General features: G+C 41.7%; 10 protein-coding genes. 8 read left to right on the top strand and 2 right to left on the bottom strand.

What is annotated here, in order from left to right:
* Window positions 1-64: 64 nt before the first annotated feature.
* The 6 genes from AAF462_03810 (at window position 65) to AAF462_03785 (ending at window position 5,670) form a co-directional block, all read left to right on the top strand.
* The gene (locus AAF462_03810; protein MEM7008238.1) at window positions 65-445 is read left to right on the top strand and encodes a MaoC/PaaZ C-terminal domain-containing protein; all 381 of its coding nucleotides are present in this window, start codon (window positions 65-67) and stop codon (window positions 443-445) included.
* A gap of 278 nt (window positions 446-723) precedes the next feature.
* Window positions 724-1,263, top strand: coding sequence for an AmiS/UreI family transporter (locus tag AAF462_03805; protein ID MEM7008237.1), 540 nt, complete (start codon window positions 724-726; stop codon window positions 1,261-1,263).
* 134 nt (window positions 1,264-1,397) lie between these two features.
* Window positions 1,398-2,549 carry a thiolase family protein gene (locus AAF462_03800; GenBank protein MEM7008236.1) on the top strand — a complete coding sequence of 384 codons (1,152 nt, stop codon included), beginning with the start codon at window positions 1,398-1,400 and terminating at the stop codon, window positions 2,547-2,549.
* 80 nt (window positions 2,550-2,629) lie between these two features.
* Window positions 2,630-3,397: a Sir2 family NAD-dependent protein deacetylase gene (locus tag AAF462_03795; protein MEM7008235.1), complete on the top strand. Its 768-nt coding sequence runs from the start codon at window positions 2,630-2,632 to the stop codon at window positions 3,395-3,397.
* A gap of 249 nt (window positions 3,398-3,646) precedes the next feature.
* Window positions 3,647-4,618, top strand: coding sequence for an acetoacetate decarboxylase family protein (locus tag AAF462_03790; GenBank protein MEM7008234.1), 972 nt, complete (start codon window positions 3,647-3,649; stop codon window positions 4,616-4,618).
* 80 nt (window positions 4,619-4,698) lie between these two features.
* Window positions 4,699-5,670, top strand: coding sequence for an acetoacetate decarboxylase family protein (locus AAF462_03785; GenBank protein MEM7008233.1), 972 nt, complete (start codon window positions 4,699-4,701; stop codon window positions 5,668-5,670).
* A 119-nt stretch (window positions 5,671-5,789) separates the two neighbouring features.
* Here the strand turns inward: AAF462_03785 and AAF462_03780 are convergent, their stop codons facing one another.
* Window positions 5,790-6,278: a hypothetical protein gene (locus AAF462_03780; GenBank protein ID MEM7008232.1), complete on the bottom strand. Its 489-nt coding sequence runs from the start codon at window positions 6,276-6,278 to the stop codon at window positions 5,790-5,792.
* 331 nt (window positions 6,279-6,609) lie between these two features.
* On the opposite strand from AAF462_03780, the gene AAF462_03775 reads away from it, so the two are divergent.
* Complete coding sequence (locus AAF462_03775; GenBank protein MEM7008231.1) at window positions 6,610-7,440, top strand: deoxyribonuclease IV; 831 nt, start codon at window positions 6,610-6,612, stop codon at window positions 7,438-7,440.
* Window positions 7,441-7,480: 40 nt separating this feature from the next.
* Window positions 7,481-8,908: a helicase HerA-like domain-containing protein gene (locus AAF462_03770; GenBank protein MEM7008230.1), complete on the top strand. Its 1,428-nt coding sequence runs from the start codon at window positions 7,481-7,483 to the stop codon at window positions 8,906-8,908.
* 646 nt (window positions 8,909-9,554) lie between these two features.
* Here AAF462_03770 and AAF462_03765 read toward each other — a convergent pair.
* On the bottom strand, window positions 9,555-13,586 hold a 4,032-nt coding region (locus AAF462_03765), incomplete at its 5' end, for a helicase-related protein (GenBank protein MEM7008229.1).

Raw genomic sequence — 13,586 nt, 5'->3', positions numbered from 1 at the left:
CGGAGGAGTCTGCCACGCCGGCTGATAAAATATGTCTTTCAGGCCCACTCTCAGGTCACTGAGTATGTGGAGAAGTATTTTCGGACGCTGCAGGCTGTCCGGAGATTTTAACAACATGCATATAGACGAGGAGTTTGCCCAGAAAACCGTCTTTAAGGGCAGGGTAGCTCACGGGCTATGCGTTCTTAGCGTTGCTTCAGGGCTATGGTTTACAATGCCCCGTCTGGCAACAATCGCTTTTATGGGACTTGAGGACTGGAGGTTCTCAGGCGCTGTAAAGTTCGGCGACACCATTCACATTACACGTAAGCTGGTTGAGAAAAAAGAGCACAAAAGACCTAATATGGGATTTTTCATTTTTGAGGTTCTAGTGCACAACCAGGCCGGCGACGTCGTGCAAAAGGGTAAATGGGTAATTTTGGTGCAAAGAAGAGAAGAAGGATAATTTCACCAAATTTCTTTAAGTATAGCTAAAATACTTAAAAAATTGTCTATTTCCCGTTTATAAACATTAAATTCACATAACATGCCCCCATCATTGAATAAATTATTTTTTTGATGGGGGTTTTTTCTATGAAATATGCCCAAATACCAAAAAAGTGACTTGACATAGATATGCCAAATGTGATAAATCCTATTTCATAGAGAAAACTTTGTGGAAGGTGGAAAGTCCACAAACGCTCCACAAGTAAATACAAAAACTTTAAGGAGGTATGGAGAGAAATGGCAATAGATATGTTGCTTGGCTATGTTTTGTTGCTAGTAGGCTTCGTGTTCTTCGCTAACGGTATGACCGTTTTGGGAAAAACTGGGGCTAAAGAAGTCGGTGTATTAAATTTTGCAGTAGCTGTGTTAATTTTAATCGCAGCATGGAAGCTACACGATCAGCAGTTAACAGCTGCTACCGCTCTGGTTTCGGTGTTCGCATTGATATACTTCATGGTTGCTGGAATCTTTATTCACGGATATGACGCTAAAGGTCTAGGATGGTATTGCTTGTTTGCCACAATCGTATTCGTTTGGTACGGCTATCACTTCTATAGTTTAGAAGCTGCTATCCCAGGCATGATGTACTATGCTCTATTCTGTTGGGCATGGGCATTGCTGGTGTTCTTGGCATTCTTAGTGTTCTCACTTGGAAAAGCTATTGCTCCTGCAGTTGCATGGCTGTTCCTAATTGAGGCGTTCCTAACACTTCTAATTCCTGGAATGCTACTACTTACCGGTAAATGGGGACCAATCACGGCTCTCAGCGCTGGTTAATAATTTAAAAAATATTTATAACAGAGTTTGTTTACCAAAGAGGGTTATGGACATAGAGCCGTAACCCTCTTTTTTTATTTTTAGGGTTTTTCATATATAATAGTGCCTGAAATTAAAAAGCCGGAGGAGTTATTATGAGAGACGTTTATATATTAGGAGTCGGAACAACAGCTTGCGGAAGGTTTCCTGATAAAGCCGCACACGTGCTCGGCAGAGAAGCTGCCTGGGCCGCTATTCAAGATGCAGGGATTCACCCTAGAAAAATTGAGATTGCTTTTTGCGGACACGTTTATCAAGGAATGGGGGTAGGACAAAGAACTCTTAAAGAAATTGGCCTTGTTGGTCAACCTACTATTAATGTTGAGGGAGCATGCGGAAGCGGAACCCTCTCTTTTTGGGAAGCATGGAGAACTATTGCTTACGGTCAGTATGACATTGCGCTAGCTTTAGGAATCGAAAACCTAAGCCGAGTACTTTCAGGAGGCCCACTGCCGCTTGAAGAAGACGATATCGAAGTTGCGCTTGGAATGGGTATGCCTGGTCTTTATGCTATGAGAGCAAAAAGATATATGATGGAATACGACGTATCACCCGAGCAGCTCGCAAAAGTTGTAGTAAAGAGTAGATACCATGCATCTCTTAACCCTCTAGCTCAGTACAACAAAGAAATGACAATTGAAGAAGTGCTTGATTCACCTATGATCGCTGACCCACTAACCCGAAATATGTGCTGTCCTGTGGGCGACGCCTCAGCAGCCGCGGTTTTATGCTCAGCCGATCTAGTAGACAAGCTTGCGACCAAAACACCTATTAAGGTTTTAGGCTGCGTTGCTCAGTCAGGCAAGTACTCAAGCCCAACAGGTCTTACTTGCGATCCTTCAGAGAACGTATCTAGAACATCTAAGCTGGCGTACGAGATGGCAGGACTTGGACCTGAGGATATGGACGTAGCTGAAATACACGACGCTTTCTCAATTGCAGAGATGATGGTTTATGAAGCTCTTGGCTTCTGTGAGAAAGGGGAGGGCGCTAGACTAATTGAAGACGGAAGCACCTGGATCAACTCAGGCGGTATTGCCGTTAACCCAGGAGGCGGACTTTTATCCAGAGGACACCCGGTTGGAGCAACTGGCCTTCTTCAGACAGCAGAGATCGTATGGCAGCTAAGAGGAGAAGCCGGCAAGCGTCAGCAGGAAAACGCAAATGTGGGAGTGATTGAGACAATGGGCGGAGCCCAGCCTTCCATGGACGGCATTACCTGTGTTGTTAGCGTTCTTGGAAAATAGAATTCAAACTGAGTATATAAATTTTGATAATTAATGAGAGGGGGTGAGTAATTCACCCCCTTTTTTATATGGTTAGAGAAATGAGCGATATAGAGGAAAAAGCAAAACTGTTTTTAGATCTGGTTAAATCTTCTGAAAACGTAGTCGCTATGACCGGAGCAGGGATAAGCACTGAATCAGGCATCCCAGACTACAGATCCCCCGGGACAGGTATGTGGGAGAATGTAGATATGTCGGTTGTATCTTTAGACAGTTTTATAGAAGATCCTACTCGTTACTATGATTATTCCCTTGATCTCTACTCAGTGAGAAAGGATGCAAAACCGAATCCCGCTCATTATATGCTTGCCGAACTTGAGAATAGAGACCTTTTAAACGGAATTATTACCCAAAACGTAGACGGACTCCATCAAGACGCAGGCTCAGGTGTAGTTCACGAACTGCACGGCTCTCTTAGATGGTCAGTTTGTTTGGACTGTAATGTGCTCGGGTCAATGGATGAGGCTATGGAAAGGGTGGTTTCAGGCCAAAATCCGCCTTTGTGCGCCGAATGCGGAGGAGTTCTAAAGCCTAACGCCGTATTTTTTGGAGAAATGCTCCCTACAAGGCCCTGGGAGAGCTCTGTTGAGCTTTCAAAAGCCGCTGATCTGTTTATAGCCATCGGCTCTTCTTTGCAGGTTTCCCCGGCAAATTCGCTTCCTGACATCGCAATAAGGGGCGGAGCCAAGATAATTGTACTAAATTTAACCCCAACTCCCTTTGATTCAGAGGCAGAATTTGTTGTAAACCAGAAGATAGGTGAGTTTTCATCAGTGGTTAGCAGCCTTTTGGACCAAGAAAATGCCTAATTTTTAAGCAAAATAACCCAATTTTATAAAATTAAGTAAAAAACTTAAGATATTTTCATCCAAAAGAAAAAAACCTCTTGACAAGTGCCCCTAATCTTTGATATAAATACTTGAGATGGGGTCTTGAACCGTGGTTTAGATCAGGCAAATATTTAAATAGATTATTTAAATAAGCCAGGAAATAACTACGCTTCTCCTCTAGGGTTGGCAACAATCCGGTTAAAATTCTATATTAGGAGGTTTGTATATATGCCAAGTCATCTTAATGTCCCTACAAAGTATTGGGAACTAACGAAGGAGGTTCCACCTCCTCCAATTGAGAGAGACATCAACACATGGATTATTGCTAATCCATCAGATCCATTATGGGATATTGATGTTCTTCCTCTAACATACACTGATAGCCGTTGGTCAGCTTTTGTTGTAAGCTTAGACGAGGCTACCAGATCACGTCTTCTACCTAACCCACCATTAGTACCATGGGATGGAGAGGATGCAGATTTAGCAGAGTATTGGTATGTAGACCACAAAAACACAATGTTAGGACCATACCTAGAGTGGGGTCTAACAGTATCTGCTACATACACAGACCCTAAAGGTAACGTGTGGAAAGCTGGTTACTATCCATATATGTACCTAACCGGAGATGCCCCAGTTGACGCTGGTCGTGTTCTTGGTTTTCCAAAGAAAATGTCCTACATCAGATGCACCGTTCACGGTGGAGAGAAAGGAACAGACTTCTTTGGTTTCGCTATGTCACGTAACGGATATCTAATCCACAGTGCAACAGGACAGTTTGACGATAAACCAGTTAAACCTCCATATTTCTACGGTAAAACAGATTGGGGTAAATTTAACATGAAAGTTATCACCAGACCTGACGTTTCCAGTTCTGAGTGGCAGCTAACATATCTACCATCAGAGTTACCACCTGCATTCAACGTTAAAGGACATCGTTTCCAGATTAAGCCTGAGCACACAAGAACAGCTTCTGGCGATGCTATTAACTGGTTCCAGCAGGCAACCCCATTTGATAACTTGGGTGCTGAGTGTAAGATCCAGGAAGTTACAGGTTGTATTTCCTTCGTATTCGATCTTATTATTCCTCCAGCTGTTGTTCTTTGGACAGAAACATATGAGCGTCCAGCTAGCTACAGAGGATACGCTACTCCATATAAATATGGACTACGTCAGCAGTTCCCAATTTCACAGGGATCATAAGGCACATTAATTGAGCCTTAAGTGTTTTATTTAGTAGAATTGAAAAAAACGAATAAAAATTTAATTAGGAGGTATTAGCAATGGGTTTACAAGCAAATGAATATAGCTATCCATGGCTAGCTGAAGGTGAGGTTCCACCTTTACCGCTGGATAGAGATAGAATCCACATCATATCACAAGGTGTGGCTGACCCAGTATTTGACTATGACATCGTTCCATTAACATACACAGAAAGTCGTTGGATGGCTTATGTTATCCGCGCTGATCACGCTGCTATGCAGGGAATTACACCTGAGCCAATCGTGATTCAGGACGACGTTATTGAGTTCTGGTATGTAATTCACAGAAACACAATGTTAGGACCATACATGGAGTTTGGTGTAACATTCTCAGCTACAGTAGACACCGGCGACGGCGCTATCTACAAAGCTGGTTACTATCCATATATGTACCTTTCAAACGATTCCCCAATTTTTGCTGGTAAAGAGCCTTTCGGATTCCCTAAAAAAGCTGCTTACATCGCTGCTTTTGAGCATGGAACAAATAACAACTATTTCAACATGCTAATGGAAAGAAGAGGATATGTTCTTCACACAGCAAACGGTCGTTATTCCGACAAACCTCTTTCCACAAGACCAACATTTTATGGAAAGACAGATTGGGGCCGTATGAATTACAGAATCACAACAAGACCAGACGTAACCACAAGTATTCATGAGGTTACATATCTACCATCAGAGCTACCACCAGGATTTGGAACAGGACATCGCTTCCAGCTAAACCCTGAAAGTATCAGAACCGCTACAGGCGATGATATTCGCTCATGGTACATGTCTGGAACCCCATTTGATTACATGGGTGGTCAGATTCCGGCTACAGAGGTTGTTGGACTTATCTCCTTCACATTTAACCTCATTATTCCACCGGCTCAGACCCTTTGGACAAAAACAGTTACAAGAACCGAAGACGATTTTGGACCACTTCTTTACTCAACACCGTTCAAATACACAATGCGTCATCGTTTCATGGTTCCACAGTACGCTCAAGGCTAAGTGGAATACTGTTTCAATTAAGAAACAAAGGTCTAAAGACCATAAAGCAGGGCTCCCTTACGGGGGTCCTGCTTTTTTTATATCCTTTTTTTGATTTGTGTGTGTATCCTAGCGGGTCGCTAGATATTAAACTGTAGTTCCTGAACTTTCTCTTGATCAGCAGCTAGCTGGTCACCATCAAAACTAGATAAATTATCAGGAAGGTTCATGATTCGCCTAAGAGCGTTTAGCTCTTCAATAGACTCTTCTTTTTTGATATTAATACTCTGAGTTCTCATTCTTAACCTGTTCATTCTATCTATAGTCTCAACTGGGCTGCTGCTTTCCAGACCTTCTTTTGAAGACTGCAGCGCTAAGAACAACTTGTATTCTTCATCCGGAATAAAGTTGTCCAGATAAAGATATGCTTCTTCAATTATTTCTCTTTGTTGATTGTAATTCTGATGAAGTAGATAGATAGCAAGAGCATGCCGTATTGTTTTCGATTCGAAGGGTAGCAGAGATTCAGGAAGTGCATTAGGAATTATGCTTAAAGGCTCAGAATCATTGTTCTCATTAATTGAGCCCAGTAAATTAGCATAAGAAGATACAATTTCTCGTGGATGCAAGATATTATTTTCAGAACTCAAAATTTAACCCTTTATTAGATCTTATGATTATAAACAAGAAGCAGATTCCTTTATTGTATCATGTATTGGATGATTATATCAATATGGATATTGCTATGATGTAAAAAAATATATACGAACGTTCCATGAGGAAGGCTTTAAGTAGACATAAGATTGCTTATCGGACAAACAATTCCCATCAACTATACCTAATGCCGCTATTGCTTGTGTTGAAATTAGTCAGAAAGTTTTCTTTTTAGTTTAAGTTAGATTGCAATAGCGGTAATAAATATCGTAGGTTATATCTTAATGAGGTAAACTAGACTCAATAATGAAATTCGGTGCTCATATATCAATAGCCGGCGGCATAGACAAGGCACCCAAAAGAGCTTTTGATTTAGGGTGCGAATGCTTCCAATTTTTTTCCCGCTCCCCCAGAGGGGGAAAGGCTCCTGAATTAACAGACGAACTAATTAGATCCTTCTTTGATGAGCTCGATAAATATAATATAAATGACTATTACATACATACTCCGTACTATATAAATCTTTGTTCTGATAAAAAAGAATTAAGAGATTCTTCAATAAATATTGTCAAAGAAGAGTTGGAGCGCGGGAGCAAGTTAGGGGTTAAATATATTATGACACACCTTGGTAGTGCAAAGGATGGCAGCAGAACAAAAGCGATTTCTTTGATTATACAAAGCTTAAAAAAAATTATGGATAATGGGAAATTTACAACTAAACTTCTTTTGGAAAATACTGCTGGACAAGGGGCTACTGTGGGGGATAGCTTTGAGGAGCTAGGAGAAATATTAGATGAACTACAAAATTATAATATAAATATATGTCTAGATACAGCTCACATGTTTGCCTCTGGGCACGAGATACGCACAAAGAAAGGGTTTGATAATACTATTAAATTAATATCAAAAACAGTTGGAATTGATAAAATAAAACTCTTTCATGGCAATGATTCCAAGGTTGATTTTGGCGAAAGAAAAGATAGACACGAACATATCGGAAAAGGCAAAATTGGAATAGAAGGATTTAAAAATATAGTTCATAGCCAGCTCTTTAAGAATATAGATATGATAGTAGAAACCCCTCCTGATAAGGTCGCCGAGGACATTAAAACTTTAAAAAAACTCAGAAAAAAATAAACCTATTTACAATTTGGTATAGAGTAGTAATTATAGTCTCATGTCTAAAAATATAATAGTTGGCAAAGGCGAAAAAGAGCTCTTTATAATTCCTAAAATGGCTAACCGCCATGGTCTTATCGCAGGCGCAACCGGTACTGGTAAAACAGTCACTCTTCAAGTATTAGCTGAGAATTTTAGCAAAATAGGGGTTCCTGTTTTTATGTCCGATGTTAAAGGGGACTTGTCTGGAATAAGCGCGCCAGGCAAAGACCATCCGAAAATTACTGAACGAATAAATACAATCGGTCTTACAGATTTTGATTTCAATGGAAACCCTGTCGTTTTTTGGGATGTTTTTGGAGAACTAGGGCATCCTATTCGAACCACAATTTCAGAAATGGGTCCACTCTTGTTGAGTCGCCTGCTCAATCTTAATGATACACAAACAGGGGTGCTAACTTTAATATTCCGCATCGCTGATGACGATGGCCTTTTGCTTTTAGACATAAAAGACTTGCGCTCTATCTTGCAGTATGCCGCTGAACATGCGTCAGAATTTTCCACCGAATACGGAAGAATCTCAAGAGCCAGCGTTGGGGCTATTCAAAGAAAACTATTAACCCTAGAAGATCAGGGAGGAGATATCTTTTTTGGGGAACCCGCTCTGAACTTAGATGATTTTCTACAAACCGATGAAAATGGAAATGGAATAATCAACATTTTAGCATCTAATAAGTTAATTGGATCGCCCAGAATCTATGCCACATTATTGCTTTGGTTACTATCAGAGTTATTTGAACAGCTTCCCGAGGTTGGAGATCCGGACAAGCCAAAGCTAGTCTTCTTTTTTGACGAAGCTCATCTTCTTTTTGATAATGCCCCTGAAGCTCTTCAAGAAAAAATTGAACAGGTCGCAAGACTGATTAGATCCAAGGGGGTAGGTGTTTATTTTGTAAGCCAAAACCCCTTAGATATACCTGATGAGGTTTTAGGGCAGTTAGGGAACAGAATACAACATGCACTTCGCGCCTATACTCCACGTGATCAAAAAGCGGTCAGATCTGCGGCGCAGACCTTTAGAACCAATCCTAATTTAGATACAGAAACTGTAATAACGGAACTGGGTGTAGGTGAGGCATTAATATCGTTTTTAGACGAAAAAGGACGCCCAAATATAGTAGAAAAGGCCCTAATAAGACCTCCATATAGCCAAATGGGGCCCATTGAACATAGGGCACGAAACACAATAATTCAAAACTCGATAATATATGGATTTTATGAAAAACTAGTAGACCGCGAATCTGCCTATGAATTGCTGCAAAAAAGAGCAGAGCAAACGCCTAAATCTAAGACCAAGGCAAAGAAAAAGCCTGCCCGCCAGCGCCAAGGAATCATGGAAACTATGGCAAAAAGCGCTGCCAGATCAGTTGGAAGACAGATAGCCAACAAGCTTATGAGGGGAATTCTGGGATCTATCTTAAAGTAGTAATAAATTAAACTTTTTTGTGTTGAATCCACGTATAATACTTATTAATTACAACGTATTAGCTTTTTAATTTAGGCTAACACTTTAACTAATGTGGACAAAGTATAGTTGTTTAATATTACACTTTAAGATATGGGGAATAGTAACAGAGTGAGAAAATAATCTTGATACCGCATTAATCCCATGAGAAACTTCGATTATTATATGAGGACAGTTGCTTAAACAAAAGATTTAAGAATTCGTACAATTTTGACATCTTTTCTTGTTGCCCTATCATAAGCATTCCAGGCGTTTATAGATCATATCTATTATAAATATTAGAAGTAGGGCATATATTGCCTATAATTAAACAATTTTTTTTAAGTCTTATTCACATGTAGCACTCTAAAGAATCTCTAGATGGTCACAAGATATTCGTATTTCCATAATTAGTTCATTTTGTGCCAATTTTCATACTTTAAGTATGAATCATAAGTATCCCTCATTATTAGATATAATATTTTCTTAAAAATGCTGTTTTTGCTGATTTATGCGGACTCCATCCTAAGACTCTGTAATCATTATATTATTTCTGGCTTAGCAGTAGACATAATTGAACATTATCAGACGCAGCATTTCTCAGCAAAACGTAATATTTTGCAAAGATTTAAGCAGCTCCCTTGCCTAAATAGGGTTTTAGTTTAGGAGAGAAGCTTCTCTTAATTAATCTCTGGCGAATGCTCCACTCCTGTGTTTGGTCAAAATCTGACAGTAGCCTGATTTCTCCCCCTTCCCTGAACGCAGCAGGCACTCCATCTCTATAAAGCACTCTATTTTTATAATGTGACGCTACCCTCTTTCCGGGAGTCACTACTCCCATAAGATTAAGAGGATCAGAGGCGCTAAGAGATACCAGATCATCAGAACCCTTTTTCCTGCGTATATCTCTAAGAGAGGCAACCGCCTCTGGTAGAGCAAACTGCTCTCCAGTAACTCCCTCAACAAATCTTCCTCCCCTAACCTCTCCTCTGAGCTCAAGCAGCCTAAGCGCTCTCACTAAATCTCTCCATGGAGGCGCAAAACTCTCTCTATCCAATAGCTTTCTAAACACAATCCCGTATCTGTTTAGTAAGATCCTTGCTATTTCTCTAAGCTGCTCAGAATTTGCTTTTTCATGCTCCTCTTCTTGGGTGGTTATCAAAGACCACCTGCCCGCCCCTTCCATATTAAAGCTTATTCTCTTTTTTCTCCTACCCCTTTCTGTCCTGTATTTAGATCTAACCAACAAAGCCCTAAGGCCAGTGTAACTATCTGAAGTGATAATTCCTTTTGCTACAAGCTCGGCCAAGGCAATTTCCGTCTCCGCGCTCATACCTTTAGTGCCGGAGATAATTTCTTCAAAAAACGATGCTCCGTTATCGGCAATAAAATTCATCACCTTGCCTGCCTGACGCGAGAGTCCCTCCAAATTATATTCCGGTTTTTTTATGACCCCTTTCCACATATTTAAATTGGATCGTTTTATTATTGTTATAGGGGTTGTCTTTATAGGATTGGGTTTCTTTTTATTTCCGGAACCGTTTGTACGGAACCTCCCCCATACTGCAGAGCCCGAAAGACAAAGCGTATCTAGCCATGCGTGATCATAGTCCTTAAGGCGGCTTGAGAACAAATCACCTTCCCATGCTGCGGCAGGGGCCTCAAAGCCTTCTAGCTGAGATAGGACTCTTCTAAGAGCTTCTACTCCTTCTGGCTTTTCCTGTCCGCTAACCCCATGCCAAGAGAAAAGAAAGCGCATAAAGTCTGAAGCAGATACAGGCTCTATCTCGGCTCGAAGCTTGCTAAGAGTATATTTGTTTATCCGTGCCAGCAGTCTTCTCTCACACCACTCAATCTCGCCAAGGCCGGGCGTAAAACTGCCTCTGAATACAAACCCCTCCCCTTCTAGTTTTAGAAGTGCGCTGTCCATTTCTATTTCAGATACTTCTATTGATTCGGCGAGCTGCGCTGCTGTTACAGGGCCGAGCGCCTCTAGTCTACTTCTCACCATTTCTACTAGAGCATCTTCTTTGGTAAGCGATTTTTCTTTTAATTTTGGAGGTATTTCTATAATCGGATTTATCTTAGCCTCTTGATAAATAGAAATTACATCACCAAGTCTTTCAACAGCGATCCATAGCTTTTTATCTGTTTTAGTAGTAAGGGTTGTAGCTCTATTTTGTGATTCCAGCTCTTTATAAAGCAGATTCCAGCCGTTTTGCTCCCCCTCTTTTTTGGTCAAAAATCCGCACAGAACAAGAGCGTCATGGAGCTCGTCTGCGCTCTGGGCCTGGGGCCAGGCTTCTTGCCTTACTGTCTGAATTGCCTGAGGATCTAACTGGCCCAGCTCGGCGGCCTCAGAGGGGTCTAGCCACCTTCTGTTTTGAACCGCATGGGTTCTTCTTTCTTCAAGCGGTACGTCATCTAAAAATGCATAAGGCCTTGCGTTTAATATCTGCTGTGAAAGGGGCGAGGGCTCTGTTAAATCGCATGTGTTAAGCTCAATCTCCCCTCCATGAATTCTCTTTAAAAGATCTTCTAAATTCTCGATGTCCATTGCCTCATAAAGACAGTCATATATAGTCTGGCTTACAAGCGGATGATCCGGCACTTCTCTCTCGCCAACTATATTTTCTAAACACGCTATCTGATCGGGGAAAACTTGGGCGATTAAATCTTCTGAATGTATGCGCTGTACTGCTGGGGGCACTTTTTTGCTGGTCCATCTCCTAAGCACAGCCAAAGCGGTACTCGCATTCCAGCGCCACCTCACCTCAAACATTGGCGCATCCAGCAGAGCTTGCGTGAGCACCTGCCTTACACTATTTGGATGAAGGTATTGATAAACCTCTTCCAATGGAAAGCTGTGCGTTGCCCCAAGACTTAAAATTATAGAGTCTTCTGCAGCCGCTGCTTGGAGCTCAAAATTGAATTTTCTACAGAATCTTTTTCTAAGCGAAAGACCCCATGCGCGGTTAAGACGGCTGCCGTATGGGGAATGAATAACCAGGTGCATTGCTCCCGCTTCATCAAAAAACCTCTCGATCACAAGTTTTTTGTGAGTTGGAATAATCCCTAGCGCAGCTTTTACGGTTGCCATATAAACTACTAATTGATCTGCGGCTTCTAGCGTGAGACCAACATCTTCTGTGAGCCATTTTATGGACGGCTCTTTCCAGGCATCATTGGAGAAGCTGTCTAAAAGATCCCCCTCTTTTATATGCTCTTTAATATCCCCAATTTTGTTTGATAACTCTTGTCTTAGACGAGACACCGCTTGAGAAAATTCAACACTTCTTCCGGGGGCCTCGCCAAACCAAAAGGGTATCGTAGGGGGAAGGCTTCCCGCATCTTCCACTCTTACTTTGCCGCCGTTTACTTTTAATATACGCCATGAATGGTTTCCTAATAAAAACACGTCCCCTGGCACGCTTTCTATTGCAAAATCCTCATTTACTGTGCCGATAAATGTGTTTGTGGGTTCTAGTACAACGTCATAATCAAAACTGTCTGGAATAGTGCCGCCTGATATAAGAGCTGCAAGCCGAGCCCCTTTTCTGGCTCTTAGTCTTTCGTTTACTACGTCGTGATGAACATATGCGCCGCGTCTTCCCTTTTGAACAGTAAATCCCTTAGAGAGCATATCAATCACCTGATCAAATTCGCTCTCATCAAGCTCTCTGTATGGATACGCTTTTTTGTAGAGATTAAAAAGCTCCTTCTCCCCGTACTCTCTTGAGCTTACCTCGGCCACTATCTGCTGGGCCAGAACATCAAGGGGTTTTTCAGGCATCACGATGCTGTCGAGCTCGCCTTTGTTTATTGAATCCAATAACGCCGCACACTCAACTAGCTCATCTAAACTAAGTGGGAATATTTTTCCCTTCGGTGTGCCTTTAACGCTGTGGCCTGAGCGCCCTACCCTTTGTAGGAATGTAGCAATGGATTTTGATGAGCCTATCTGACAGACCAGATCAACCGAGCCGATATCTATTCCGAGCTCAAGTGACGCTGTTGCAACTATTGCCCTGAGCTCGCCTGATTTAAGTCTTTTCTCCGCATCAAGGCGCATCTCTTTTGATATGCTTCCATGATGGGCGGCAAGTATTTCCGTGCCGAATCTCTCTGTAAGGTTATGGGTCATTCGCTCGGCCAGCCTTCTAGTGTTTACAAAAATAAGGGTTGTCTGGTGCTGATTTATAAGCTCTTCAAGTCTTTCGTAGACCTCCCCCCACACTTCGTTGGACATTATCGCGGTAAGAGGGGATTTAGGAACTTCAATTGATAAGTCCAGTTTTCTTCTATGTCCTGCATTAATAATTTTGCAAGCTGGGGCTTTACCGTTTTTAGTGACCCCGGTTAGAAATTGCGCGATTGTCTCTATTGGTTTTTGAGTAGCCGAAAGCCCTATTCTTGTAAGTTTACTCCTAGTTAAATTTTCTAATCTTTCGGCCGATAGAGATAAATGAGAACCCCTTTTGCTGTCTACAAGAGCGTGAATCTCATCCACAATAAGAGTGTGTGCATCACTGAGCATTTCCCGGCCATTTTTGCTGGTGAGTATGAGATAAAGAGACTCGGGAGTTGTTACCAGAATATGGGGCGGCGTCTTTGTCATCTTAGCTCTAGCCGATGCCGGGGTATCGCCTGTTCTAACCTG

This window comes from Thermodesulfobacteriota bacterium, assembly GCA_039028315.1.
Taxonomy (GTDB): domain Bacteria; phylum Desulfobacterota_D; class UBA1144; order Nemesobacterales; family UBA2774; genus CR02bin9.
Note: the sequence above shows the minus strand (reverse complement) of the source record. Positions and strands in the feature narration are given on the sequence as shown.

Excerpts from the sequence above, each read along its gene's own strand:
- AAF462_03810 (MEM7008238.1), top strand. The coding sequence starts at position 65 with ATGTGGAGAAGTATTTTCGGACGCTGCAGGCTGTCCGGAGATTTTAAC.
- AAF462_03805 (MEM7008237.1), top strand. The coding sequence starts at position 724 with ATGGCAATAGATATGTTGCTTGGCTATGTTTTGTTGCTAGTAGGCTTC.
- AAF462_03800 (MEM7008236.1), top strand. The coding sequence starts at position 1,398 with ATGAGAGACGTTTATATATTAGGAGTCGGAACAACAGCTTGCGGAAGG.
- AAF462_03795 (MEM7008235.1), top strand. The coding sequence starts at position 2,630 with ATGAGCGATATAGAGGAAAAAGCAAAACTGTTTTTAGATCTGGTTAAA.
- AAF462_03790 (MEM7008234.1), top strand. The coding sequence starts at position 3,647 with ATGCCAAGTCATCTTAATGTCCCTACAAAGTATTGGGAACTAACGAAG.
- AAF462_03785 (MEM7008233.1), top strand. The coding sequence starts at position 4,699 with ATGGGTTTACAAGCAAATGAATATAGCTATCCATGGCTAGCTGAAGGT.
- AAF462_03775 (MEM7008231.1), top strand. The coding sequence starts at position 6,610 with ATGAAATTCGGTGCTCATATATCAATAGCCGGCGGCATAGACAAGGCA.
- AAF462_03770 (MEM7008230.1), top strand. The coding sequence starts at position 7,481 with ATGTCTAAAAATATAATAGTTGGCAAAGGCGAAAAAGAGCTCTTTATA.